This window comes from Stenotrophomonas sp. GD03819, from assembly GCF_029841665.1.
Taxonomy (GTDB): domain Bacteria; phylum Pseudomonadota; class Gammaproteobacteria; order Xanthomonadales; family Xanthomonadaceae; genus Stenotrophomonas; species Stenotrophomonas geniculata.
The window spans coordinates 91,267-114,980 of record NZ_JAOCEW010000004.1 but is presented as its reverse complement, the minus strand read 5'-3'; the positions used below and the strand labels follow the sequence as shown (position 1 = coordinate 114,980).

Genomic DNA, 23,714 nt, shown 5'->3' with positions numbered 1-23,714 from the left:
GAGCCGAGCCCACGCTCGGCTCAGCCAGCGAATCCGCCGCAGCCGAGCATGGGCTCGGCGCTACAGGGGCGGTATGGGGCCCTAAGTTCCTGATTTGTGCCGGTAAAATCCCCGTAAAGGGAGGCGGAAAACGGCCTGTTGTGGTAGTATCCACAGGTTGAATCGAGGTTCCGGCACGACCCCCTCCCGCAGAGGGCTGCGCCGGACTGGACCGCTACCAGACAACGGAACCCGAATGGCAGAAACCGCCAAGGAAATCATCCAGGTCAACCTGGAAGACGAGATGCGCAAGAGCTACCTCGATTACGCCATGAGCGTGATCGTGGGCCGCGCGCTCCCGGATGCGCGCGACGGCCTCAAGCCGGTGCATCGCCGCGTGCTGTTCGCGATGAATGAACTGAACGCGCACAGCAACAAGCCCTACTTCAAGTCGGCGCGTATCGTCGGTGACGTCATCGGTAAGTACCATCCGCATGGCGATCTGTCGGTGTACGACACGCTGGTGCGCCTGGCACAGCCGTTCTCGCTGCGCTACATGCTGGTCGATGGCCAGGGTAACTTCGGCTCCATCGATGGCGACTCCGCCGCAGCGATGCGATACACCGAAGCGCGCATGTCGCGCCTCGCGCATGAGCTGATGGCCGACATCGACAAGGAAACCGTCGATTTCCAGCCCAACTACGACGAAAAGGAACTCGAGCCGACGGTCATGCCGACCCGGTTCCCGAACCTGCTGGTCAATGGTTCGGCCGGTATCGCGGTGGGTATGGCGACCAACATCCCGCCGCACAATCTGAGCGAATCGATCAACGCCTGCATCGCGCTGATCGACAACCCGGAAATCGACGTCGACGGCCTGATGGAATACATTCCTGGCCCGGATTTCCCGACCGCCGGCATCATCAATGGCACCGCCGGCATCGTCGCCGGCTACCGCACCGGCCGTGGCCGCGTGCGCATCCGTGCCAAGGCCGATATCGAAGTGGCCGACAACGGCCGCGAATCGATCATCGTCACCGAGATTCCTTACCAGGTGAACAAGGCGCGTCTGATCGAGAAGATCGCCGAGCTGGTCAAGGAAAAGAAGATCGAAGGCATCAGCGAGCTGCGCGATGAGTCCGACAAGGACGGCATGCGCATCTACATCGAGATCAAGCGCGGTGAATCTGCCGAGGTTGTGCTGAACAACCTGTACCAGCAGACGCAGATGGAATCGGTGTTCGGCATCAACATGGTGGCGCTGGTCGATGGCCGCCCGCAGTTGATGAACCTCAAGCAGATGCTGGAGGCGTTCGTCCGCCACCGTCGCGAAGTGGTCACCCGCCGCACCGTGTTCGAGCTGCGCAAGGCGCGTGCCCGTGCCCACGTGCTGGAAGGCCTGACCGTCGCGCTGGCCAACATCGACGAGATGATCGAACTGATCAAGACCTCGCCGAACCCGAACGAAGCACGCGAGCGCATGCTGGCGCGCGTGTGGGAGCCGGGCCTGGTCGGTGCGATGCTGGGCGCCGCCGGTGCCGAAGCCTCGCGTCCGGAAGACCTGCCCAAGGGCGTGGGCCTGATCGAGGGCGGCTACCAGCTGACCGAGATCCAGGCCACCCAGATCCTGGAAATGCGCCTGCACCGCCTGACCGGGCTGGAGCAGGACCGCCTGACCGACGAGTACAAGCAGCTGCTGGAAGTGATCGCCGGGCTGATCCACATCCTGGAAGACCCCGACCGCCTGCTGCAGGTGATCCGCGAAGAGCTGGTCAGCGTCAAGGCCGAGTTCGGCGACGAGCGTCGTACCGAGATCCGCCACAGCGAAGAAGACCTGGACATCCTCGACCTGATCGCGCCGGAAGACGTGGTGGTCACCGTGTCGCACGCCGGTTACGTGAAGCGCCAGCCGGTGAGCGTGTACCGCGCGCAGCGCCGTGGCGGCCGTGGCCGCAGTGCGGCGGCGACCAAGGAAGAGGATTTCATCGAACAGCTGTGGCTGGTCAACACGCATGACACGCTGCTGACCTTCACCAGTTCGGGCAAGGTGTTCTGGCTGCCGGTCTACCAGCTGCCCGAAGCCGGTTCCAACGCTCGTGGCCGTCCGATCATCAACTGGATCCCGCTGGAACCCGGCGAGCGCGTGCAGGCCGTGCTGCCGGTACGCGAGTACGCGGATGGCCAGTTTGTGTTCTTCGCCACGAAGAACGGTACGGTCAAGAAGACCCCGCTGGGCGAGTTCGCCTTCCGTCTGGCCCGCGGCAAGATCGCGATCAACCTCGACGAGGGCGACGCGCTGGTTGGCGTCGGCCTGACCGACGGCGAGCGCGACATCCTGCTGTTCGCCTCCAACGGCAAGACCGTGCGCTTCGGCGAGGACAAGGTCCGCTCGATGGGCCGTACCGCGACCGGCGTGCGTGGCATCAAGATGCCGGCCGGCGAGGAAGTGGTCAGCCTGATCGTGGCCGAAAGTGCCGGTGGCATCGAGGACGAGAACGAGGACGACAACGGTGTCGAAGAAGCCGCCGCCAATGGCGATGCGGTGATCGACGGCGCTGACGACGCCAGCGTGCAGTACATCCTCACCGCCACCGAGAACGGCTATGGCAAGCGCACCCCGCTGCCGGACTACCCGCGCAAGGGCCGTGGTACGCAGGGCGTGATCGGCATCCAGACCACCGAGCGCAACGGCAAGCTGGTCGCCGCGGTGCTGATGGGCTCCAGCGACGAAGTCCTGCTGATCTCCGATGGCGGCACCCTGGTGCGTACGCGTGGCTCGGAAATCAGCCGCGTCGGCCGCAACACCCAGGGCGTCACCCTGATCCGCCTGTCCAAGGACGAGAAGCTGCAGGCGGTGGAGCGCATGGATGCCTCCATCGAAGAGGACGAGGACGAGGTGGCGGCTGCCGCCCCGGCCACGACCGACGGCGCCCCGGCTGCGGCCAGCAGCGAGGACGCCGCGCAGGAGTGATCCTGCCGCGAGCCTGAAGTACCCGACGACGCCGGCCCTGTGCCGGCGTCGTCGTATCCGGACGCCACACATACGCGCGCGCTTCACGCCGGCGGTGGGATAAGGGCGCATGCTGCCCCCGGAGATCGACGATGTCCGTCACGCCGCCGTCCGATCCTGCTCCTGTCCGAACCCCGCGCCATCCGCTGGTGACCGTGCTGTCGCTGTTGCTGGTCGTGCTCGGCCTGGTCATCGGCGGGCTCGGCGCATGGCTGCTCAGCCTTGGCGGCTCGGCGTACTACGCCATCGCCGGGCTCGGCCTGCTGGCCAGCGGCCTCCTGCTGTTCGGCAACCGTCGCAGCGGCGCGCTGCTGTACGCGCTGGTGTTCATCGGCACACTGCTGTGGACCTGGTGGGAGTCAGGTAGCGACTACTGGCGTTGGGTGCCGCGCCTGGGCCTCGTTACGGCCCTGGGCATCGTGGTGGCGCTGCTGGCACCGACCCTGCGCGAACCGGTGTCAAAGCGCCTGTCGCGCAGCGTGGCGGGCGTGCTGATGCTGGTGTTCGTAGCTGCCTTCGGCCTGGCCTTTGCGCCGCATGGTGAAGTGGACGGGCACCTGCCGTTCCCGGAAGGCGCGGTCAGCGCCGGACTGGAACCTACGCGCGATACCACGGGCCTGCAGCCGGCTGACCAGCCCGCCGAGGGCGACTGGCCGGCGTGGGGCCGCAGCAATGCGGCCACCCGCTATTCGCCGCTGCAGCAGATCACCCCGGCCAATGTGGCCACGCTGCAGCCGGCCTGGCAGTTCCGTACCGGCGATATGCCGAAGAAGCGCTGGGGCGCGGAAACCACGCCGCTGAAGATTGGCGATCGCCTGTACCTGTGCACCGCACGCAACCGCCTGATCGCGCTTGATGCTGCCAGCGGCAAGGAACTGTGGCGTTTCGATCCAAAGGTGAAGGATGCTTCGATTCCCTATACCGCTGCCTGTCGCGGTGTGAGCTATTACGAGCAGCCCAGCACGCCGACCGTTGCTGATGCGGCATTGGCCGATGTCGCCGCTGATCTGGCGCTGCCGGAACCGCCGCCCAGCATCACCCGCAGTGTTGCACCGGGCAGTCGTCCGGCATGCTGGGCGCGCATCATCGAAGGCACGCTGGACGGTCGCATCATCGCGGTGGACGCGGACAGCGGCCGTCCCTGCGCGAATTTCGGTAACAACGGCCAGGTCGACATCACCCTGGGCATGGGCGAGGTGCCACCGGGTTACGTGTCGATCAACTCGCCGCCGGCCATCGTGCGCGGCGTGATCGTGACCGGTCATCAGGTGCTCGACGGACAGCGCCGCGATGCTCCCTCGGGCGTGATCCAGGCCTACGATGCCATCACCGGCAAGCTGCGCTGGGCATGGGACATGGGCCAGCCCGAGCGCAGCGGCTTGCCGCCGCGCGAGCAGACCTATACGCGCGGCACACCCAACATGTGGACCACCGCCACCGGTGATGAAGCACTGGGGCTGGTCTACCTGCCGCTGGGCAATTCTGCGGGAGACTATTGGAGTGGCTCGCGCACGGAGAGCCAGAACCGCTATGCAACCTCGCTGGTGGCGATCGACGTGGCCACCGGCAAGCCGGTCTGGCATTTCCAGGCGGTGCGCAAGGATGTGTGGGACTACGACCTGGGTTCGCAGGCCAGCCTGATCGACTACCCGACGGCGGCGGGCAAGGTGCCGGCGATCCTGTTGCCGACCAAGCAGGGCGACCTATATATCCTCGATCGCCGCAACGGCCAGCTGCTTACCGCCGCCGAAGAGCGCAAGGTGCCGGTCGGCGGCGTCGAACCCGAGCAGCGTTCACCCACCCAGCTGTTTTCGCTGTACCACACGCTGCGCCGCGAACATGACCTGACCGAGCGCGACATGTGGGGCATCACCCCGATCGACCAGCTGGTCTGCCGCATCCAGTTCCGCAAGGCGTACTACGAAGGCTTCTACACGCCGCCGAGCAGCGAGCGCCATTCCATCGAGTACCCTGGCTACAACGGCGGCTCGGACTGGGGCAGCGTGTCCATCGATACGCGCCGCGGCGTGATCGTGGCCAACTACAACGACATGCCCAACTACAACCGGCTGGTGCCACGCGCCGAGGCCGACCGGCTGGGCTGGCTGCCACGCGAGAAGATCCGGTTCGACAAGGGCGGTGCAGAAGGCGCGGGCGACCCACAGGTGGGCACGCCGTATGGCATCCAGGTCAACGCTGGTTGGCGGCTGCCGTTCACCGGCCTGCTGTGCAAGCAGCCGCCCTATGGCGGTATCCGTGCCATCGACCTGCGTACCGGCAAGCTGCTGTGGGACCGTCCATTCGGCAGTGCGCGCGGCAACGGACCGTTCGGCATCCGTTCCGGCCTGCCGATCGAGATCGGCACGCCGAACAATGGTGGTTCGGTGATCACCGCCAGCGGCCTGATCTTCATCGCCGCTGCCACCGATGACCTGCTGCGTGCCATTGACCTGAAGACCGGCAAGGAACTGTGGCATGCCAAGCTGCCCGCGGGCGGCCAGGCCAATCCGATGGTGTACGAGCAGGGCGGGCGCCAGTACGTAGTGATCATGGCCGGCGGCCACCATTTCATGGAAACCCCGAACGGCGATTATGTGATGGCGTTTGCGTTGCCCAGGTAACCGCAATGGGGGCGATGATCCACCCCCATTGCATGACGCTGGATCACACCGTCACCACCACCTTGCCGATCTGCTCGTTCGATTCCAGGTAACGGTGTGCCTCCTGGATCTGCGCAAACGGGAACACCTTGGCAATCTTTGGCGCCAGCGTGCCCTTGTCCAGGCCATCGACGATGAACGCCTTGGCGCGGGCCAGTGCGGCATCGTCAGAAACGATTTCCGAGTACAGATAGCCCTTCAGCGTCAGCGACTTGCCCAGCACGTTGAACAGCGGGAACGGCGTGGGTTCGCTGCTCAGCGCGCCGTACTCCAGCAGGATGCCGCCACGGGCCATCGCTTCGGTGAGCGGCACGAACTGCGGGCCACCGATCGGATCGAACACCACACGGGCACCGGCACCGCCGGTGATGCGCGCCACTTCGGTCACCAGATCCTGCTCCTGGGTGGCGATGACGTGGGCGGCACCGGCATCGAGCAGGGCCTGGCGCTTGCCCGGGCCACGGGTGACCGCGATCGGCGTGGCGCCTACTGCATTGGCGATCTGGATGGCGGCCAGGCCGACGCTGCTGCTGGCGGCGGTGATGATGACGAAATCCCCGGCGGCCAGATGAGCCTGTTCCAGCAGCGCGCCCCAGGCGGTGACGTACTGCATCCACACCGCGGCCGCCGTTTCAAAGTCCAACGCCTGTGGGTGCTTGACCACCAGTCGTGCCGGCACGTTGGCCAGCTCGCCATAGGTGCCCCAGCGCGCGATGTCCAGTGGCGGTATCACGCTGACCGCATCGCCAGCAGTGAAGCCGCTCACCGCACTGCCGACCGTTTCGATCACGCCAGCGGCCTCATAGCCCAGCCGGCTGGGGAACTGCGCTTCCTGCAGATAGGCGCCGTTGCGGAACATCACCTCGGCGCGGTTCAGGCCGATTGCCTTCACCCGGATCTGGACTTCGTCAGGGGCGGGGGCGGGAACGTCGATATCGTCGATGCGCAGCACATCGGCACTGCCATATTCGTGGATGCGGACAATCTGGCTCATGGGGGCTCCGAGGAAGGGCCGACGAGGGCGCCGGCGAAAGGGTCACGGCTACTGTGCGCGTAGTCTGCATCCAGAATAAGGGGTAATCTGGTGTTTCATTGAAAAACAATTGTTTGCAATGGACCTGATCGCTCCCCTGCGGACCTTCGCCAAGGTGGCCGAGGTCGGCTCCTTCGCCGCCGCTGCCGAGGCACTGGACCTGTCGCCGCAGCTGGTCGGCAAGCATATCCAGGCGCTGGAGCAGCACCTGGGCATGCGCCTGCTCAACCGCACCACGCGCAAGCAGAGCCTGACCGACTTCGGCCAGGCCTACCTGGCGCGGGCGCGGGTGATCCTGGAGGAAGTGGAGGGCGCCGAGCAATTGGCGGAAGTGGCGCGTGGACGGCCGATGGGGCGCCTGCGCATCAGCGCGCCGGTCACCTTCGGCGTGCACGCACTCGGCCCGGCGGTGGTGGCTTACATGCAGCAGTACCCGGATGTGCAGGTCGATCTGAATCTGTCCAACAGCCTGGTGGACATCGTCGAGGACGGCTACGACCTGGTGTTCCGTACCGGTGACCTGGCCGACAGCGGGCTGGTGGCGCGACGGCTGGGGCCGTATCCGCTGGTCCTGTGTGCGTCGCCAGGCTATCTGGCTTCGCGCCCGGCCATCACCCATCCCAATGACCTGAGCCGCCACGAGTGCCTGGGCTTCGCGCATTCGATCATCCGCACACGCTGGAGTTTCCGCGATGCCGATGGCAGCGTGCTGACCGTGCCGGTGTCCAGTCGCTTCATGGTCAACCAGGCCGAGCCGCTGCTGACAGCGGCCGTGGGTGGGCTGGGATTGATCCTGCAGCCCTACGAAATGCTTGCCGCTGCGCTGGCGCGTGGTGAACTGGTGGAAGTGCTGCCGGACCATGTGCCGGTATCGACGTGGATCAACCTGGTGTATACGCGCGACCGCCAGCTGACGCCCAAGCTGCGCAGCTTCCTGGACTTCTGCGTGGCGCGTTTCACAGAGCAGACGATGGCAAGGCGATAACGTGGCATCGATCAGCATTCCTGTGTTCCCATGCGAAGGACTCGCCCCGTGATGTCTCTCCTGCTGCCGCAGCATGCCGCCCGCGTCCTGCTGCTGGCGTCATTTTCCAGCGCCAGCGTGCTTGCGCAGCAGACGCCTGCGCAGGCGTTGGCCGAGTGGGAGGTGCAAGGGCGCGCGGATGGCCTGGCGCGACCTGATACTGAATGCCAGGATTTCCTGCAGGCAATGGGCCGGAAGCCTCCGGAACTGCAGTATGTAGGCTGCAGCCAGGATGACGTGTCCTACCTCAAGCCGATGGAGGCCCACTATCGTGTTTCAGGCGCGCAAGCGGCGCAGGTCGAAGCCTATCTGCACACGGCATTCGGCCTGCCTGCATTGCGCTACGTCTGTTGTGGCTGGAGCAACGGCGCACCCTACTACTGGCGCGAAGGTCCGGATGCGGTGAGGTATCAGATCGGCATGGGGGTGGAATCGCTGCCGTACGAACGGGGCCAATGGCATAGCATCGAGGCATTCAACGTCACTGTCGAGGTGGTGCGGCAGCGTCCCTAGCGTGGATGCAGCGGGCCGATCCATCGTCTAGGATGCGCCCAGGGATACCCGCAAAGGAATTGCCATGAGGGCTGTTGGACGCCTGTTTCTCTGCAATGCGCTGGCCTGTTTGGTCCTGGTGACCGCCTCGGCATTTCCGGCAGTTGGCGCAGCATCTTCCGAGCGCGAACATCCACGCGCGCGGGATGCCATCGATGACTGGCTTGCCGCCTTCAATGCGGGCAGCCTCGAGGGGTTGCAGGCATTCGCCGACAGATATGCCAAGCAGGAGGGCAGCACGCCCAAGGACTATCTCGAGTTCCGCGAGAGCACGGGCCCGCTGGGCGTTCTGGAAACACTCGAGCGCGCGCCCAGCCAGGCGAAGGTGCTGGTGATGGGCCAGCTGAGCGAACGTGCGATGTGGGTGACGGCGGTCATGGACCCGGCCAACCCGTCGCACGTGAAGCAGTTCCAGATCGAGGGCACTGAAACGCCAGACAAATACAAGCCGGCACGGGTTGCATTGCCTGCGCTGATGGCTGATGCCGCGGCAAGGCTGGAGGCGCTGCGGGCGCAGGACGCGCTGTCGGGTGCATTGCAGGTGGCGCAGAATGGCAAGGTGCTGCTGGACTGGCGCGGTGGCGATGCCGATCGCACCGCTGGCATTCCAGTGGACGTGGATACACAGTTCCGCCTTGCGTCCTCCAACAAGATGTTCACCGCAGTGGCCGTCCTGCAGCTGGTGCAGGACGGCAAGCTCAGTCTCGATGACACGATCGGCAGTCGCCTGCCGGACTATCCGAACAAGGCCGTTGCCAACAGCGTAACCGTTCGCCAGCTGCTGTCACATACCAGTGGCCTGGGCGACTTCTTCGGCGACGATTTCGAACAGTATTCCGCGTCGTTGAAGACGCTGGATGACTACGTGCGGCGCTTTGCCAAGGATGCGCCGCAATTCACGCCAGGCAGCCAGGACAGCTACTCGAACTATGGCTTCATCGTGCTTGGGCGGATCATCGAGGCCGTCTCCGGGCAGTCGTACTACGCCTATGTGGAGCAACACATCCTGCGCCCGGCGGGCATGATGGGCACCGGCTTCGAACCGGAAACAGTGAACGTCCCGCAGCGTGCCGTCGCCTACACGAAGAAGGACGGGCAATGGGTCCGTGAAACGAAGTCGCTGCCCTGGCGCGGCATGTCAGCCGGTGGTGGCTACAGCGCGGTGGGCGACATGGTGAAGTTCGCCGAGGCATTGCGCAGTGGAAAGCTGGTCTCACCTGCATTGCTGCAGCAGGCCACCACGGCGCAGAACCACAAAGGCTGGTATGGATTCGGCTTCGTGGTGCAGGGCAAGGGCAGGGAGCACCAGTACGGCCACGAAGGCGGTGCGCCCGGATCGAACAGTGCCATCGTGGTGATGCCCGCACAGGGGTATGTGATCGTTGGCCTGGCCAATGTCGATCCGGATGCGATCAGCAACGTGGTCAACTACATCGCGCGAAGAGTGCCGTTGTAGCCCCGAGCGACTGTGCTGCAGCGATGTTGACGCTGGGGCAGTTGGCGGACCAGAATCGGTCCATGAGCCGATTCCTTCCCGTGGTGTGTCTGGTCGCCAGCATGGTGCTCCTGCTGCGCGGGGTGCACGTGATACTCAGGGGTGTCCCGGCGATGGCCAGCGAAGGTACCAGTGCTGCGTATGCACAAGGCTACCTGCATGGGCAGGCAGCAGCCGGGTGGGTGTTGATTTCCGCTGCGGTAGCCTGTGCACTCATTGCCTGGTACCGGGCGCGCGCCAGGAAGTGAGAGACGGGCGCATCAGCGCGGCACCCGCACCATCTTCGTCATCAAGTGTTCCACCACGCCCGCCGGGTCCGCAGTGCGGCCCACATGCGTGCTCGACATCTGCACGACCGAACTGCGCTTGGCGGTAAGGAAATGGAAGCGCGCTCGCGCGGGCAGCTGCGCGATGGGGCCGGCGCTGGCGTCGCCGCGGCAGATGGCCACGATCGCATCCAGCCACGGCTGCAGCGCCTCCTGGTCCAGCGCCGGCGCGAAGGCGCGCAGGCGCGCAGGATCGATCTCGATGGCCGCCTCCAGATGACGCGCGCCAGGACAGGAGACGATCACCCCGACGTTGATGAATTCCTCGCGTTCCACCCGCGGTACCACGCGGATGACCGCATAGTCATACGTGTGCAGCGTGGGCACGGATGGCCTCCTGCACGAACACCGCACGCACTTTCAGGCGATGCTTGAGATAGTCGATGTAGCCTTGGCGATAGGCCTGCGGACTGTCGAATGCCGGCTCGTTGACCAGCCAGCTGTCCGGCACCAGGCCGACGATGCGCTCGATCTCGGCATCGGTCAGGCGCGCGGCCAGTTCGGCATCCACCTCGGCGATGCGGCTGGCGAACGACAGCAGCACGTGGTCGCGGATCAGCACGAACGGCTTTTCGCAGGCATCGCCGGCGTTGGCCCAGTCGTGATGGAAGTACATGGCCGCACCGTGATCGATCAGGTACAGCTTTCGATGCCACACCATCAGGTTCGGATTGCGCGTGGTGCGATCGACATTGCTGGTGAGCGCATCGAACCAGACGATGCGCGAGGCCAGATCGGCATCCACCGGCATCGCCGCCGGGTCGTAGTTGATCGCACCGGGCAGGTAGTCCAGGCCCAGGTTCAGGCCCTCGCTGGCACGGATCAGCTCCTGGATTTCCGGGTCCGGTTCGGTGCGGGCGAACTCGCGGTCCAGCTCCACGAACAGGATTTCCGGAATCGGCAGGCCCAGCGTGCGCGCCATTTCGCCGGCGATCAGCTCGGCGATCAGCGCCTTCGGGCCCTGGCCTGCGCCACGGAACTTCAGCACGGCCATGCCGTCGTCGTCGGTCTCGACCACGGCCGGCAGGGAGCCACCTTCCCGCAAGGGAGTGATGTAGCGGAGGGCATGTACGGTGCGCATGGGCGCATTCTAGCGTGGTGCAGGTGCAACCCCCTGATCGGCGAGGACCGAGTTCGGCCTTCACCTGTCCCTTCCGCCTGCGATGGCAGCATCGTGCTCCAGGAACCCTTGGGTTCATGGGCGTACTGGCACTCTCGATGCAGAGGCTTCAGGCCGGGCACCTGCTCGGCTGCCAGCGACGCGCACTGCGAAGCGGAAACCTCATCCACGATGTCCTACAGGCTACGGAGGTGCACCGATGAGCGACGAATTCACTCCCATGCTGCCGCCCTTGGACGACGCCAAGGTCGAGGAAATGATCGGCAAGGTCGTACTGGTAGGTGTGACCCGCTATGGCGGCGACGGCCAGGTAAAGGGGCTGGAGCAGTATGCCGGCACGGTGCTGCGCATCAGCGCCGACGAGGGCGTGGTGCTGGCCGACGAGAATGATGGCCACGAGCGCTACCTGCCGCCGATGCTGGACCAGTACCAGCCAGCCGAGCCCGGGGAGTACCGCATGCACACCAGCGGCATGATCGTGGTCGACCCCGACTACCTGGCCACCTGGGACCTGCACGCGCAGCAGTAGTGCCAAGCCATGCCTGGCAGGTGCCGGCAGTTCCCCGGCACCTCCCGGAGCTGCACTTTGCCCCATCCGGCCACTAGCCCTTCCGGCCCATTCACGACAACCCCTGCGGTGCTAGATTCGGGTCCATGCCCGATTCCGGGTACCCATTCACACTCCAGGGGATAAGGATGCTGATCCGTCGAACCTCTCTGGCGGCGGCCGTTGCCGTCGCCACCGTCGGCCTGCTGGCCGCTGGCCCGGCGCTTGCCGACTACGCCAAGCCGCCGGAACACCTGCTCAAGGTGCTGAAGGCACCGCCGCCGCCGGCGCCGAACGTGGCCCCGGGCGGCCAGCGCCTGCTGCTGACCACCGCGCAGACCTACCCGTCAATCAGCCGCGTCGCCCAGCCTTACCTGAAGCTGGCCGGCGTGCGCCTGGAGCCGAAGAATCGCAGCCGCCATGACACCCCCGGTGGCTACGGCATTCCGGCCTGCGTGGCCGACTTCACCCTGGTCGATATCGGCAGCGGCAAGGAGACCAAGGTCAACCTGCCGCAGGGCTGCGCCACCGGCGCGCTGTGGTCGGCCGATGGCAGCCACTTCGCCTTCCAGAATGCGGTCGATACCAGCGTGCAGCTGTGGGTGGGCGATGCGGCCACCGGCCAGGTGAAGCAGGTGCCGAACGTGCAGCTGAACCCGATCTTCGGCTACACCGTGCAGTGGCTGGGCGGCAGCCAGAATCTGCTGGTGAAGCTGGTCCCGGCCAATCAGGGCCCGGCGCCGTCCAATGGCGGCGTGCCGACCGGTCCGGACGCGCAGGAGTCGCTGGGCAGCAGCGGCGAAAGCAGCACCTACGAAGCCCGCGACACGCTGACCAGCGTCCATGACGAGAAGCTGTTCGCCTATTACGGTACTTCGCAGCTGGCCGTGGTCGATACCGTCGCCAACCGCGTGCGCCCGGTCGGGCAACCGGCGCTGTTCAATGAAGTCAGCGCCGCGCCCGATGGCGTGCACGTGCTGACCGAATCGATCAAGGCACCGTATTCGCATGCGGTGACCTACCAGCGCTTCGCCAACGACGTGGCCGTGCTGGACATCGCCAGCGGCAAGTCCACGCCGATCGCCAGCCTGCCGTTGGCCGACCGCGTGCCGGTGCACGGCGTACCGGAAGGTCCGCGCGGTTTCGACTGGCGTGCCACCGATCCGGCCACCCTGGTCTATGCCGAAGCGCTGGACAAGGGCGACTGGAAGGTCAACGTGCCGCATCGCGATCGCGTGCTGATGCTGAAGGCGCCGTTCAACGGCAAGCCGACCGAAATCACCCGCACTACGCAGCGCTTTGAAGGTTTTGCGTGGTCCGCCGATCCGTCCGTGGCGTTCCAGTTCGAGAACGACGAGAACCGCCACTGGATGCAGACCCGCATCGTCGATGTGGACCAGCCGAAGAAGGAAGGCCGCCTGCTGTGGGACATGTCCAGCGATGAGCTGTACGGCAACCCCGGCAACCTGGTCTTCACCCGCCTGCCGAATGGCGCGCAGGTCGTGCGCCGTGAGGGCAACCATGTGTTCCTCAGCGGCCGTGGCGCGTCGCCGCAGGGCGACCGTCCGTTCCTGGACCGCCTGGACCTGGGCACGCTGAAGAGCGAGCGCTTGTTCCGCAGCAGTGCCGATGCCTACGAACAGTTCCTCGGTTTCAGCAACACGCCGGGGCGCTACCTGACCTGGCACCAGTCGGTGATCGATCCGCCGAATGCCTTCATTCGGCAGCAGGGTGAGGCGGTGGCCGACGCGAAGGCCGGCGAGGCGCAGTTCGCGTCCACCACGACCGCGCTGACCAAGCTGGTCGACCCGACCCCGGAAGTGCGCCAGATCAAGAAGCAGCTGGTGACCTACAAGCGCGCCGACGGCGTGGACCTGTCGTTCACCCTGTACACGCCGCCGGGCTACAAGGAGGGCCAGCGCGTGCCGGCGATCCTGTATGCGTACCCGGCCGACTTCGCCAACGCCGCGCAGGCCGGCCAGGTGTCCGGTTCGCAGCAGACCTTCACCCGCCTGCAGCCGTACCGCCTGATGCTGCTGGCCGGCTACGCGATCATCGACAACGCCTCGTTCCCGATCGTGGGTGACCCGAAGAACGCCTACGACACCTACCTGGAGCAGCTGGAAGCCGACGCCAAGGCGGCGGTGGACAAGGCCGTGGACATGGGCGTGGTCGACCGCAACCGCATCGGCGTGACCGGTCACAGCCATGGCGGCCTGATGACCGCCAACCTGATTGCGCACACCAAGCTGTTCAAGGCCGGTGTGGCGACCAGCGGTTCGTACAACAAGACCTTCACCCCGTTCGGCTTCCAGAACGAACGCCGCTCGGTCTGGCAGGCGCAGGACGTGTACCTGAAGGCGTCGCCGTTCTTCTACGCCGACAAGATCAAGCTGCCGCTGCTGCTGGTCCACGGTGAGGACGACGCCAACCCGGGCACCGAGCCGTTCCAGTCGCGCAAGCTGTACCAGGCGATCCGTGGCAACGGTGGTACCACCCGCCTGGTGATGCTGCCGAACGAGCCGCACTGGTACACCGCGCTGGAATCGAACGAACAGCTGGTGGCGGAAATGCTGAACTGGTTCGACACCTACGTGAAGAACGCCAAATAGAGTCGAGCTTGCTCGACCGCTTTGCAGAAGGCCGCCTTCGGGCGGCCTTCCTGCATCCTGCTGTAGAGCCGAGCCCACGCTCGGCTATCCGTTGGCCTGTAAACAGTTGCAGGTGCTATGCAATCAACTGTGGAGACTCGGTAACGACGTGTTACCGGCACATTCGCACGCCGCGCAAATGGTCTAGGCTGAACCTGATAGCTCGTTCCAGGTCGGTGCAATGAAAGCCATCCTTCTTGCTGCAACGTTGTCCTTGGTCCTGGTCTCAACTGCAGGTGCGCAGCCATTGCCCACCGAATTGGCGCAGCTGGGGATCATCGCCGGCATGCCTTACGCCAAGGCCAAGCGCCTGCTGGATGCCGCAGGCTGGCGGGCAAAACCTGCGCAGGGCGCGCCGGAATCGCTGGACGGCTTTCCGGAAGTCGGATGCCAGAAGGATGGAAAGCAATGTGCGACGACCTTCGAAAAGGACGGTCAACAGATCGCGGTGCGGCTGGGCACTACCCTGGCAGGGCAGCCGTTCGTGCAGAGCGCTGACTGAGTACCCGCCCTCACGCCAGCGGTAGGCGGTCCTGCGCGCGCGACAGCCGGTCATGCAGGTCGCGCACATGTTCTGCCTTGGCATGCACCCGGGTGGTATCGCCGAAACTGCGTAGATAAGCGCAGGCCGCGAAGCCGGCGCTCTTCTTTTCGTACTCCGCAATCCAGGCCAGACGGTCCGGGTTGTTGGCCTGTTCGGCGGACCACGCGGCCACCGGCGGGCGGATGCGATAACGCAGGCCGACGCGCCACGGCTTCGGTGTCAGCCGCGCACGGAAGCAATGCTGCAGTCGGCACATGCGCGCGTACAAGGTGTCGGTGCCCAGTGCCTTGAAGAACGCCTGCAGCTGCTCGTCCTCGGGCGAGAAGGTGGCATGCATCGCCAGCACGCGCAGTCCCGCAGGCGTGCGGTAAGCGCGCAGATGCCAGTCGGGGTGTTGTTCGCTGAAGACTTCCACGCGCCGCAGCGCAAGCCCTTCGGCACCCCCGGCGGCGGCCAGACGCTGCCTCCGGCGCAACAGCAATGCGGCATTGACCAGAACTACCGCCGCCACGCCCAGCACCAGCCCCACCAGCCAGTGCCACAGCAGCGTGCCAGTGACGGCGCCGGCAAGCAGCACGACCGCCGCAACAATGGCCGGCATCACGCAGCCGGCTGGCGGCTGCGCATGGTCGATGTCGGCGAACAGCACGTCGGGGCTGTTGAGGCACAGTGCGCCATAGCTGTTGCGGGTGATGATGACGTCGCCGTCGCGCTGCACGATCTGCTCGCGGATCGGCACGCCCTCCACGCCGTAGTTGCTGCGCACTTCGCGGCGCGGCAGCGCCTGCCCGGCGAGGATGGCATTGAGGGCTTCGTTGGCGCGGCGGTCGGCGTGCACCTGCGCCTCTGCTGGGCCTTCGTCGGACCAGCCGAAGCGGCGCACCACCACCGGCCGGCCACGGAAGCGGGCCTGCAGGCGGGCTTCAGCCCAGTACGCGGGAACGATCATCATCGCGGGGTGCTCCATCTTCCGTGGCAGGTGCCGAATCGAGTCTGGCACAGCGCCGGAGTGCCCGCATCTGCTTGCTGCGGCGGCCGGGCCGGGGTGATAGATTGCGCGCTTCGCCTGCACTCCACCAAGGACGGAGCGATGTCCATGATCCTGCGCGGCCTGTTGGCCCTGGCCTGTGCCGGGGCAGTTGGCATGGCCACGGCGGCGGTACCGGCCGGGCCTCAGATTGTCACTGACGATGTCAGTCGCTTCTACGCGCTGTACGACAACGCAGGTGGCAAACCCAGCGTTGCGCAGTTGCGTGGATACATGGCCGAGGGTTCGGCGGGCCTGGCCGAACTGGCGAAGGCGCGCCGGGTCACCCCCGAGCGCATTGCCGAGTCCATCGCCAACCAGCCGGAACTGTATGCGCAGGGACGAAGCTGCCTGGCCGAACTGCCAGCGGTGAAACAACGCCTGACGCAGGTGTTTTCCAACCTGCAGGCGATCTACCCGCAGGCTGCGTTTCCGCCGGTGACCATCGCGGTGGGCCGTGGCCGTCCGGTCGGGCTGACCTCGAAAAGCGGGGTGATCATCGGCCTGGAAGCGCTGTGCGCAGCCGATTTCATGAATCCCAATGTGCAGGACCGCTTCGTGCACGTGATTGCGCACGAGTACGTGCACATCCAGCAGACGGGCCTGACCGACTTCGAGCCGGGCGACCCGCATGCGACGGTGCTGCGTGTTTCGCTGGGGGAGGGCATCGCCGAGTTCATCGCCGAACTGATTTCCGGCAACGTCGGCAACGGGCGCCACGCGGCCTGGACCCGTGGCCGGGAAGTGCATATCGAAAGCGCGTTCGCGCTGGATCTGGACAGCACCGATCTGTCGCCGTGGCTGTACAACTACAAGCCGGGCTCGCAGGAGCCTTACGACCTCGGGTACTGGGTGGGCTACCGCATCGCCAAGGCCTATTACCTGCAGGCCAAGGACAAGCGTGATGCGGTGCGTGCGCTGATCCAGCAGGACAACCCGAAGGCGATCCTCGCTGCCAGCGGCTGGACGCCGGGCATGTGGATGCCGGCGAAAGTCACGGGTGTGGCGGCGCGTACGGCTGCACGCTGAGCACAGGGCGGGGCGTTAGACTGCGGAAGATGATTTCAGGAGTACTCGCATGCGTGGATCTGTTGAGCTTGCCGCTGCCACCGTCGTGACGCTGGGCCTCGCGTTGGCTTTTCCGCTGGGCGCTGCGGAAGCCGTCGCAGTCAATCCGCTGCTGCAGACGCCGATCGACCAGCTGCGCCCCGACGAAGTTCGTTTCATGCAGCAGCGCCTGGCCGATTGGCCGCAGCTGCAACGCTATCGTGACGCGAACGCGCGACTGCCTGCGGCAGTGCCGGGCCAGCCACGCGTAGTGTTCTTCGGTGACTCCATCACCGAGGGCTGGGGCAGGGAAGGCAATGCCGGTTTCTTCCCCGGCAAGGGCTGGCTCAACCGCGGCATCAGTGGCCAGACCACGGCGCAGATGCTGGTGCGTTTCCCGCAGGACGTGCTGGCACTGAAGCCACAGGTGGTGGTGATCCTGGCCGGCACCAACGACATCGCCGGCAACACCGGCCCGTCCACGCAGGCGATGATCGAAGACAACCTGCACGCGATGATGGAGCTGGCCCGTGCACATGGCATCGCCGTGGTGCTGGCCTCCGTGCTGCCGGTGAGCGAGTACCCGTGGATGCCGGGCATCACGCCTGCGCCGAAGGTGCGCGCATTGAATACGGCGTTGAAGCGCTATGCCGAGGCGAAGCAGCTGGTCTATCTGGACTACTACACGCCGATGGCCAATGCGGCTGGTGGCCTCGATCCGCAGCTGGCCGAGGACGGCGTGCATCCCACCGCGAAGGGCTATGCGGTGATGGCGCCGTTGGCCGAAGCGGCGGTCAAGCGCGCGCTGCAGCAGAAGTAGCTCCCGCGGGCAGACTCGCCGCCAACCACTCGCAGAAACTGATCACCAGCGGATCGGCCGCGCTGTCCTCATGCACCAGCCAGCTCCAGCGCGGACCACGCACGCGTGCCTCATCCAGCGGCTGCAGCAGGCCCTGCTCGCAGGCGCGTGACGCCAGCAGCTCGCTGACCAGCGCGATGCCCAGCCCTTGGCATGCGGCATCCAGCAGCTGCCCGGGCTCGGAGAAATTCATGCCCTCGCGGCGCTGGCCGACATCGGCGCCGCCCTGCACCTGCCATTGGCTCCAATCCATCTCGCGCTCGCCATGCAGGGTCAGTCGTTCGTGCACCGGTGTGGCGAGCAGGGCCGGATGGCAGGCCGGATAGAGCCGGTCCTGCAGCAGCACGCGGTGCTGGCACTGCGCCTGTGAGTCGAGGTCATCGCGTACCGCCACGTCCAGCGTCTGCGTGGTCATGTCCGGCGCGTCCTCGCTGGTCAGCAGCCACAGGTCGGCACCGGGATACAGGCGATGGAACCCGGCCAGGCGTGGCACCAGCCAATGGCGCGCAAAGGCCGGGCTGGTGTTGACGATCAGTTGATTCGGCTTGCGGTACTGATCGAGCCGGCGGATGCCACTGGCCAGCTGCCGCAGCAGGGACTGGGTGGTTTCCAGCAGGTCGATGCCGGCGTCGGTGAGGGTGACGCTGCGGCCCTGCCGGAAGAACAACGGCTGCTGCAGCGAGGCTTCCAGGCCCCGGATCTGCTGGCTGATGGCCGACTGGGTCAGATGCAGTTCCTCGGCGGCCCTGTGGAAACTACCCAGGCGGGCGGCGGCCTCGAAACCACGCAACGCGTTCAGCGGTGGCCAATGCTTGAGCATTTCAGGTAAGTAAAACTGTTCAATTGATGGCTGAATCTATCGTTTGTTCTTATGGATAGGCAAGCGCAGCATAGCTTCCATCCCACACCGGCCCTGGAGCCCGTCATGAGCAGCCGTCGTCACTTCCTCACCCAGCTGGCGGGCGCCGCCGGTCTTGGCGGCCTGGCCGCCCTCGGTCTGGCGGGGCTGCCGGCTCGCGTATCCGCAGCGGAGCCAGCTGCGGGCCCCTGGCGCATGCCGGACGAGCACGGGCCGCAGGAACGTGTCTTTCTGGCCTTCGCCGCGCAACCGCGGGTGTGGGGCGCGCAGGCCGATGCGGTGAACACCGCCGTGGCACGGCTGGCCCGCACCATCGCCCGCCACCAGCCGGTCAGCGTGCTGTGCCGCCCGGACCAGCTGAAGCTGGCGCAGGACCGCTGCGGCCGCGACAACATCGAGTTCCTCGAGGTGCCGCTGGATGACATATGGGTGCGCGATTACGGCGGTTGCTTCGTCACCAATGACCGGGGCGGGCTGGGGCTGGTCGACTTCAACTTCAACGGTTGGGGAGGCAAGCAGAGCGCACGCAACGATGGCGCGGTGGCGCCCTGGCTGGCACAGGTGACCGGCGCGACGCTGCTGGAAAGCGATCTGGTGGGCGAGGGCGGTGGCATCGAAGTCGATGGCCATGGCACCGCCATCCTCACCGAAAGCTGCTGGGTGAACCGCAACCGTAATCCGGACTGGTCGCGCGCGGAGATCGAGGCCGAGCTGAAGCATCACCTGGGCCTGCGCAAGGTGATCTGGCTGCCCGGCATCGCCGGCGAGGACATCACCGACGCGCATGTGGATTTCTATGCGCGCTTCGTGCGCCCGGGTGTAGTGATTGCCAACCTGGACAATGATCCGGAGTCCTACGACTACGACCTGACCCGCGAACATCTACAGATCCTGCGCGAGGCCACCGATGCCGATGGCCGTCGCCTGCAGGTGCATACGCTGCCGCCGCCGCTGGACGGGCGCGACAACGTGCATACCCGCGACAACGACGATCTGGCGACGGGCTATATCAACTACCTGCCGATCAACGGCGCGGTGGTCGCGCCGCAGTTCGGTGACGACGCAGCCGATGGCTACTGCCGTGAACTGCTGGAGGACATGTATCCCGGCCGCGTGATCGAACAGGTGGATATCGATGCGATCGCCGGCGGCGGAGGTGGCATCCATTGCGTGACCAAGAACATGCCGAAGGTAGGGTGACGTGCCTCAGGCATCGTCCAGCTTCAACGCGGCATCGGCCGCCAGCAACGCCTCGGCGGCTGCACTGAGCGACGGCGACGGTGGGGCGACCACGCCGATCGCTTCCATCATCTTCGGCATGCTCAGGAACTGGCGCGCTCGACGGTCGTAGATGCCGGTGACCAGCAGCGCACGGGTGGCGATCTTCTGCTCGGGCCCGATCAGCACGCGCTGTTCCATGATGCCGCGCGAGCCGACCCAGCCCACCAGGCGCGTTTCCAGGGTGAAGCGCTGGAACGGCTTGAGTTCGCGGCGGAACTGGATGGTGCCGGCGCCGACAATCGGCGCCCACTTCTCGCGCAGTGCCACCCGGCCCAAGCCCATGCGGAGGATCAGGTCCAGCCGGCCCAGATCGAAGATGTTCCAGTAGCGGCCGTTGGTCATGTGCAGGTTGCTGTCCAGGTCGTTGGGCAGCACACGGAACTGCAGGCGCGAGACCCCGAACGGGGCCTCCAGCTTCGGCCGGAACAGGCTGCAAAGCAGCAGATGGAGCAGGCGGAACCAGAGATTCATGGCTATGACGACTGTTATAGAACGGCCGGTACGCTAATCTATGACGACTGTCTTAGCAAGGCGATCGCCGTGAGCCCACGACCCTCTGATGCCCCGCAACGGGTGATTGATGCCGCAGCACAGATGCTGGCGCGGGTAGGCCTCAATGCCACCAGCATTCGTGAGGTGACCAAGCTGGCCGAGGCGCCGCTGGGCTCCACCTACCACCATTTTCCCGGCGGCAAGCAGGAGCTGCTGGCGCGTGCCACCCACATGGCTGGCGACAAGGTGGAAGCGCTGCTGGTGGAGCTGCTGAAGGGCGGGGCCGTGCAGGGCCTGCAGCAGTTCCTGGCAATGTGGCGCGAGCGCCTGCTGCGCTCCGGGTTCCGGGCGGGCTGCCCGGTACTGGCCGCTGCCGTGGAGGAGCCGGTGGAGGCAGTGCCGAGCCAGCCCCGTGCAGCAGCTGCTGAAGTGTTCGCACGTTGGCAGGCCCATCTGGCCGCAGCGTTCATCGCCGACGGCCACGATCCGGTCGCCGCGGGTGGGCTGGCCAATCTGGTGATTGCCAGTGTGGAAGGTGCGGTGGCGATGTGCCGCGCACTGCAGGACATCGCCCCGTTCGACCAGGTGGCCGCGCAGTTGCTGAAGGCCGCCGCGCCTCCTTGATACGGCTGAACGGTCGCGGGAGACTCGGCGCAGGCCCTGACTGGACGCCGCCGTGGACGAATCGCACTGCCGCCATCTGATCGAGCACTACCTGCAGGCCTACAACCGCTTCGACATCGACGCCATGCTGGCGGTGCTGGCGCATAACGTGCGTTTCGAGAACCACAGCGGTGGCCAGCTGACGATGGTCACCGAAGGCATCGATGCCTTTGGCGAACTGGCACGGCAATCGGCGCCGTTGTTCCGCGAGCGCGAGCAGCGGTTGCTGGAGCTGATCTTCAAGGATGGCGTGGTGCTGGCCAGCATCGACTGGCGTGGCGTGTTCGCGCAGGACATTCCGATGGTCCCGGCGCGGGTACGGAACTGGCACTGCAGGGACACAGCGAGTTCGCTTTTGAGGACGGTCGCATCGTGCGGATCGTCGACCGCAGTTGATGATCAATGGCCTCGGCCCGTCGCCTGGACAGAGGCCCCGGCCGCGGTAGAATCCGCGCAACACTACCCGCGCGTGCCCGGCAAGGATGTCCGCATGCTGTATCAGGTTCTTGAGCTTCCACGCTCCACGATCCGCGGCACCCGGTGGTGCCGATGAAACGCACCCGTTTCTTTGCGCGGAGCCCGCTGAAGTTGCCGGTGAACCGCGCCGGTGAGCTTGTGCGCGCACGGCAACACCTGCGGGAACGCGGCTGGCCACGCCTGCAGATGGCACTGATCGTGGCCCTGACCGGTGCGGCCGGTTTCCTTGCCTCGCACCTGCTGCGTCTGGCCGGTATCGACGCGATGCTGCTTCGCTACCCGATGGCCGTATTGCTGGCCTATGGCGTGTTCCTGCTGCTGATGTGGATCTGGATCCGCTGGCGCTGGGACAACGTGCTGGATGGCCTGTCGCCGGATGTGGGCAGTGGCAGCCCTTCACCTCGCGGAAGTACCGTGGAATCACCGTGGGGCGGCGTCGGTGGCCGTTCTGGAGGTGGCGGCGCGTCAGCTTCGTGGAATGAGTCGGCGCAGGCCGGCGGCGGCGATGCCGGTGAGCTGCCGTTGACCGGCCTGGCCGAAGACGAAGCGGGCCTGCCGTTGCTGGCGATCCTCGGCATCGTCGCGCTGGTGGCGTCCGTCCTGCTGGCGAGCGTGTGGGTGGTGTGGTCGGCACCGGTGCTGATGGCCGAATTGCTGGTGGACGCGGCCATTGCCAGTGGCCTGTACCTGCGCATGCAGGGCATGCACGAGCAGGGGTGGTGGCGGGTATGCGTGACGCACACGATCTGGCCGCTGCTCGGCCTGCTGCTGTTCTTCGTGGTGCTGGGTTGGCTCGCGCAGGAAGTCGCGCCAGATGCGACCCATCTGCTGCAGGTCATTCAAGCGCTGTAGCGTCACGTCCCCGGCCGATATCCCAACCTGCTTCATTTCTTCCAGGAACTTCATGCGACAGCGCATTGCACGGAAACGCGTCCTGGCCACAACGGTCGTTCTATCGATGGTTGCAGTCGTAGCGCTGATCGCCAGCGTGCGCCCGCAATGGCGGCAGGCAGTCGGCCCGCCTCCGATCAATCTGGGAACGGCACGGATGCAGGCCGAAGTGATGGCAGAGCTCATCGACCTGCGACCGACACCACCAGGGAAGCCGCCGGAACCACCGATTCCAATCAAGGGAATCTTCTCCCCGATGCTGACCGGTAAGAGTGGATCCGCGACCGCGGCAGTGCCGCTGGAAGATGTCGCGCCAGCACACTTCGAGCCGCGCGGCTGGGAGCCCGACATGCCATTTGTCGTGATGGAATGGACTGCGCCTACCTGTGGCGAAGGAGACCCCGCCCCTGTCTGCCAGGTTCGTCACAGCGTCGTGGAATGGCGTGATGATGACAGTGCGGCGTCCATTCAGCTGCAGCAGCATCTGGAGTCGATGCTGCAGGTTGCGAACCGCCGGGCTGTACGCGTACCCGACCTTGCGTTTGAGCTTGCGCATGTGCGAGCGCAACGGATGACGTGGGACGAGCTTCAGCAACGGCGTGCGCGTGGCATCGAGGGATGCACGGGTGGCCCGGGCAATCCCGATCTGGGCGTTGTCTATCTGCAGCGTCCTGTGTTCAGCCAGGAGGGGAACTGGGCAATGGCATCGGTCGCCTCGGATCTGTGCAGTGGAGGAACGGCGATGCGCGTCCTCTACCTTCTGCACCGCAGGAAGAGCGGATGGGAGCGTATTCGAGTGGAACCTGTCCGCCATATGAGCGTTGGACACGGCCTGTGGCCCGCGTTGGCGGAGTCGTGATGACAGATACTCGTTCAAGCCAGACCGTGACTGCCAACAACGGATCACCTGGCGACGCATTGCATCGCTGGCGGCGGCGCTGTCGGCTTTGGCTCTCATGGCCGGGATCTGCAGCCTGCGCCCGAGGTGGCAGCAGGAGATCGGTCGGCTACCGATCAACCTGGGAACAGCGCAGATGCAGGCGGAGGCGATGGCGCTGGCGATCCGGCAGAGCGCCCCCCATTCCCCCCTCCACCCCCGCCAGTGCCGCAGCCAACGCCAGTTCTGCCATCGTCGCTGAGCGAGGTGCCCAGCGCACCGCAGACACCGTTCACGCGC

At 65.8% G+C, this 23,714-nt stretch carries 21 protein-coding genes and 1 pseudogene; 16 read left to right on the top strand and 6 right to left on the bottom strand.

Annotated elements, in window-relative coordinates:
* Positions 1-235 precede the first annotated feature (235 nt).
* Positions 236-2,950, top strand: coding sequence for a DNA gyrase subunit A (gene gyrA, locus N5D45_RS03790; RefSeq protein ID WP_279938473.1), 2,715 nt, complete (start codon positions 236-238; stop codon positions 2,948-2,950).
* Between the two features lie 131 nt (positions 2,951-3,081).
* Entirely contained in the window at positions 3,082-5,610 is a 2,529-nt protein-coding gene (locus N5D45_RS03785; protein ID WP_197656971.1) for a membrane-bound PQQ-dependent dehydrogenase, glucose/quinate/shikimate family, read from the top strand.
* Between the two features lie 43 nt (positions 5,611-5,653).
* Here N5D45_RS03785 and N5D45_RS03780 read toward each other — a convergent pair whose 3' ends face one another.
* Entirely contained in the window at positions 5,654-6,643 is a 990-nt protein-coding gene (locus N5D45_RS03780; RefSeq protein WP_164191396.1) for a zinc-dependent alcohol dehydrogenase family protein, read from the bottom strand.
* 118 nt (positions 6,644-6,761) lie between these two features.
* Between N5D45_RS03780 and N5D45_RS03775 the strand changes: the two genes are divergently transcribed.
* The 4 genes from N5D45_RS03775 (at position 6,762) to N5D45_RS03760 (ending at position 10,001) form a co-directional block, all read left to right on the top strand.
* On the top strand, positions 6,762-7,667 hold the full coding sequence (locus N5D45_RS03775; protein WP_279938472.1) for a LysR family transcriptional regulator: 906 nt from the start codon (positions 6,762-6,764) through the stop codon (positions 7,665-7,667).
* A 51-nt stretch (positions 7,668-7,718) separates the two neighbouring features.
* The gene (locus N5D45_RS03770; RefSeq protein WP_197656973.1) at positions 7,719-8,219 is read left to right on the top strand and encodes a DUF4952 domain-containing protein; all 501 of its coding nucleotides are present in this window, start codon (positions 7,719-7,721) and stop codon (positions 8,217-8,219) included.
* Positions 8,220-8,283: 64 nt separating this feature from the next.
* Positions 8,284-9,714: a serine hydrolase domain-containing protein gene (locus N5D45_RS03765; protein ID WP_057503329.1), complete on the top strand. Its 1,431-nt coding sequence runs from the start codon at positions 8,284-8,286 to the stop codon at positions 9,712-9,714.
* A gap of 62 nt (positions 9,715-9,776) precedes the next feature.
* On the top strand, positions 9,777-10,001 hold the full coding sequence (locus N5D45_RS03760; protein ID WP_138984362.1) for a hypothetical protein: 225 nt from the start codon (positions 9,777-9,779) through the stop codon (positions 9,999-10,001).
* Between the two features lie 12 nt (positions 10,002-10,013).
* Here the strand turns inward: N5D45_RS03760 and N5D45_RS03755 are convergent, their stop codons facing one another.
* Positions 10,014-10,406 (bottom strand): DUF3037 domain-containing protein, encoded by a 393-nt coding sequence (locus N5D45_RS03755; RefSeq protein WP_019337307.1) that lies wholly within the window; start codon positions 10,404-10,406, stop codon positions 10,014-10,016.
* The gene (locus tag N5D45_RS03750; protein WP_043398508.1) at positions 10,384-11,160 is read right to left on the bottom strand and encodes a HipA family kinase; all 777 of its coding nucleotides are present in this window, start codon (positions 11,158-11,160) and stop codon (positions 10,384-10,386) included. The genes N5D45_RS03755 and N5D45_RS03750 overlap by 23 nt, the downstream gene beginning before the upstream one ends.
* Positions 11,161-11,398: 238 nt before the next feature.
* Between N5D45_RS03750 and N5D45_RS03745 the strand changes: the two genes are divergently transcribed.
* The 3 genes from N5D45_RS03745 to N5D45_RS03735 all read left to right on the top strand — a co-directional run bounded on the left by N5D45_RS03745 (position 11,399) and on the right by N5D45_RS03735 (position 14,899).
* Positions 11,399-11,728: a hypothetical protein gene (locus N5D45_RS03745; RefSeq protein WP_010480503.1), complete on the top strand. Its 330-nt coding sequence runs from the start codon at positions 11,399-11,401 to the stop codon at positions 11,726-11,728.
* A 167-nt stretch (positions 11,729-11,895) separates the two neighbouring features.
* On the top strand, positions 11,896-14,358 hold the full coding sequence (locus tag N5D45_RS03740) for a prolyl oligopeptidase family serine peptidase (protein ID WP_057503327.1): 2,463 nt from the start codon (positions 11,896-11,898) through the stop codon (positions 14,356-14,358).
* A 220-nt stretch (positions 14,359-14,578) separates the two neighbouring features.
* A complete protein-coding gene (locus N5D45_RS03735; protein ID WP_029379698.1) occupies positions 14,579-14,899 on the top strand; it encodes a hypothetical protein in 321 nt (106 codons plus the stop codon).
* Between the two features lie 10 nt (positions 14,900-14,909).
* Here the strand turns inward: N5D45_RS03735 and N5D45_RS03730 are convergent, their stop codons facing one another.
* A complete protein-coding gene (locus tag N5D45_RS03730) occupies positions 14,910-15,893 on the bottom strand; it encodes a hypothetical protein (RefSeq protein ID WP_010480506.1) in 984 nt (327 codons plus the stop codon).
* A gap of 138 nt (positions 15,894-16,031) precedes the next feature.
* Here N5D45_RS03730 and N5D45_RS03725 point away from each other — a divergent pair, with 138 nt between their 5' ends.
* Entirely contained in the window at positions 16,032-16,997 is a 966-nt protein-coding gene (locus tag N5D45_RS03725; RefSeq protein ID WP_049482504.1) for a DUF2268 domain-containing putative Zn-dependent protease, read from the top strand.
* A 49-nt stretch (positions 16,998-17,046) separates the two neighbouring features.
* Positions 17,047-17,835, top strand: a complete 789-nt coding sequence (locus tag N5D45_RS03720; protein ID WP_049455456.1) for an SGNH/GDSL hydrolase family protein — start codon at positions 17,047-17,049, stop codon at positions 17,833-17,835.
* On the opposite strand, the gene N5D45_RS03715 is transcribed toward N5D45_RS03720, so the two are convergent.
* Positions 17,810-18,694: a LysR family transcriptional regulator gene (locus N5D45_RS03715; RefSeq protein WP_279938471.1), complete on the bottom strand. Its 885-nt coding sequence runs from the start codon at positions 18,692-18,694 to the stop codon at positions 17,810-17,812. The genes N5D45_RS03720 and N5D45_RS03715 overlap by 26 nt on opposite strands.
* A gap of 105 nt (positions 18,695-18,799) precedes the next feature.
* On the opposite strand from N5D45_RS03715, the gene N5D45_RS03710 reads away from it, so the two are divergent.
* Positions 18,800-19,933: an agmatine deiminase family protein gene (locus tag N5D45_RS03710; protein ID WP_279938470.1), complete on the top strand. Its 1,134-nt coding sequence runs from the start codon at positions 18,800-18,802 to the stop codon at positions 19,931-19,933.
* A 6-nt stretch (positions 19,934-19,939) separates the two neighbouring features.
* On the opposite strand, the gene N5D45_RS03705 is transcribed toward N5D45_RS03710, so the two are convergent.
* A complete protein-coding gene (locus N5D45_RS03705; RefSeq protein WP_057503324.1) occupies positions 19,940-20,485 on the bottom strand; it encodes a thioesterase family protein in 546 nt (181 codons plus the stop codon).
* A 69-nt stretch (positions 20,486-20,554) separates the two neighbouring features.
* On the opposite strand from N5D45_RS03705, the gene N5D45_RS03700 reads away from it, so the two are divergent.
* The 4 genes and pseudogenes from N5D45_RS03700 (at position 20,555) to N5D45_RS03685 (ending at position 23,396) form a co-directional block, all read left to right on the top strand.
* The gene (locus N5D45_RS03700) at positions 20,555-21,130 is read left to right on the top strand and encodes a TetR/AcrR family transcriptional regulator (RefSeq protein WP_043398545.1); all 576 of its coding nucleotides are present in this window, start codon (positions 20,555-20,557) and stop codon (positions 21,128-21,130) included.
* Between the two features lie 52 nt (positions 21,131-21,182).
* Positions 21,183-21,565, top strand: a pseudogene (locus N5D45_RS03695) (nuclear transport factor 2 family protein).
* A gap of 153 nt (positions 21,566-21,718) precedes the next feature.
* On the top strand, positions 21,719-22,498 hold the full coding sequence (locus N5D45_RS03690; protein ID WP_164191417.1) for a hypothetical protein: 780 nt from the start codon (positions 21,719-21,721) through the stop codon (positions 22,496-22,498).
* A 52-nt stretch (positions 22,499-22,550) separates the two neighbouring features.
* Complete coding sequence (locus N5D45_RS03685; protein ID WP_057503323.1) at positions 22,551-23,396, top strand: hypothetical protein; 846 nt, start codon at positions 22,551-22,553, stop codon at positions 23,394-23,396.
* Positions 23,397-23,714 lie beyond the last annotated feature (318 nt).

What these genes read in the sequence shown, in the direction of transcription:
- N5D45_RS03775 (WP_279938472.1), top strand. Translation starts at nt 6,762, where the DNA reads ATGGACCTGATCGCTCCCCTGCGGACCTTCGCCAAGGTGGCCGAGGTC.
- N5D45_RS03750 (WP_043398508.1), bottom strand. Translation starts at nt 11,160, where the DNA reads ATGCGCACCGTACATGCCCTCCGCTACATCACTCCCTTGCGGGAAGGT.
- N5D45_RS03685 (WP_057503323.1), top strand. Translation starts at nt 22,551, where the DNA reads ATGCGACAGCGCATTGCACGGAAACGCGTCCTGGCCACAACGGTCGTT.
- N5D45_RS03735 (WP_029379698.1), top strand. Translation starts at nt 14,579, where the DNA reads ATGAAAGCCATCCTTCTTGCTGCAACGTTGTCCTTGGTCCTGGTCTCA.
- N5D45_RS03690 (WP_164191417.1), top strand. Translation starts at nt 21,719, where the DNA reads ATGAAACGCACCCGTTTCTTTGCGCGGAGCCCGCTGAAGTTGCCGGTG.
- N5D45_RS03745 (WP_010480503.1), top strand. Translation starts at nt 11,399, where the DNA reads ATGAGCGACGAATTCACTCCCATGCTGCCGCCCTTGGACGACGCCAAG.
- N5D45_RS03740 (WP_057503327.1), top strand. Translation starts at nt 11,896, where the DNA reads ATGCTGATCCGTCGAACCTCTCTGGCGGCGGCCGTTGCCGTCGCCACC.
- N5D45_RS03785 (WP_197656971.1), top strand. Translation starts at nt 3,082, where the DNA reads ATGTCCGTCACGCCGCCGTCCGATCCTGCTCCTGTCCGAACCCCGCGC.
- N5D45_RS03705 (WP_057503324.1), bottom strand. Translation starts at nt 20,485, where the DNA reads ATGAATCTCTGGTTCCGCCTGCTCCATCTGCTGCTTTGCAGCCTGTTC.
- N5D45_RS03765 (WP_057503329.1), top strand. Translation starts at nt 8,284, where the DNA reads ATGAGGGCTGTTGGACGCCTGTTTCTCTGCAATGCGCTGGCCTGTTTG.
- N5D45_RS03760 (WP_138984362.1), top strand. Translation starts at nt 9,777, where the DNA reads ATGAGCCGATTCCTTCCCGTGGTGTGTCTGGTCGCCAGCATGGTGCTC.
- N5D45_RS03780 (WP_164191396.1), bottom strand. Translation starts at nt 6,643, where the DNA reads ATGAGCCAGATTGTCCGCATCCACGAATATGGCAGTGCCGATGTGCTG.
- N5D45_RS03715 (WP_279938471.1), bottom strand. Translation starts at nt 18,694, where the DNA reads ATGCTCAAGCATTGGCCACCGCTGAACGCGTTGCGTGGTTTCGAGGCC.
- N5D45_RS03730 (WP_010480506.1), bottom strand. Translation starts at nt 15,893, where the DNA reads ATGATGATCGTTCCCGCGTACTGGGCTGAAGCCCGCCTGCAGGCCCGC.
- N5D45_RS03720 (WP_049455456.1), top strand. Translation starts at nt 17,047, where the DNA reads ATGCGTGGATCTGTTGAGCTTGCCGCTGCCACCGTCGTGACGCTGGGC.
- gyrA (WP_279938473.1), top strand. Translation starts at nt 236, where the DNA reads ATGGCAGAAACCGCCAAGGAAATCATCCAGGTCAACCTGGAAGACGAG.
- N5D45_RS03725 (WP_049482504.1), top strand. Translation starts at nt 16,032, where the DNA reads ATGTCCATGATCCTGCGCGGCCTGTTGGCCCTGGCCTGTGCCGGGGCA.
- N5D45_RS03770 (WP_197656973.1), top strand. Translation starts at nt 7,719, where the DNA reads ATGTCTCTCCTGCTGCCGCAGCATGCCGCCCGCGTCCTGCTGCTGGCG.
- N5D45_RS03710 (WP_279938470.1), top strand. Translation starts at nt 18,800, where the DNA reads ATGAGCAGCCGTCGTCACTTCCTCACCCAGCTGGCGGGCGCCGCCGGT.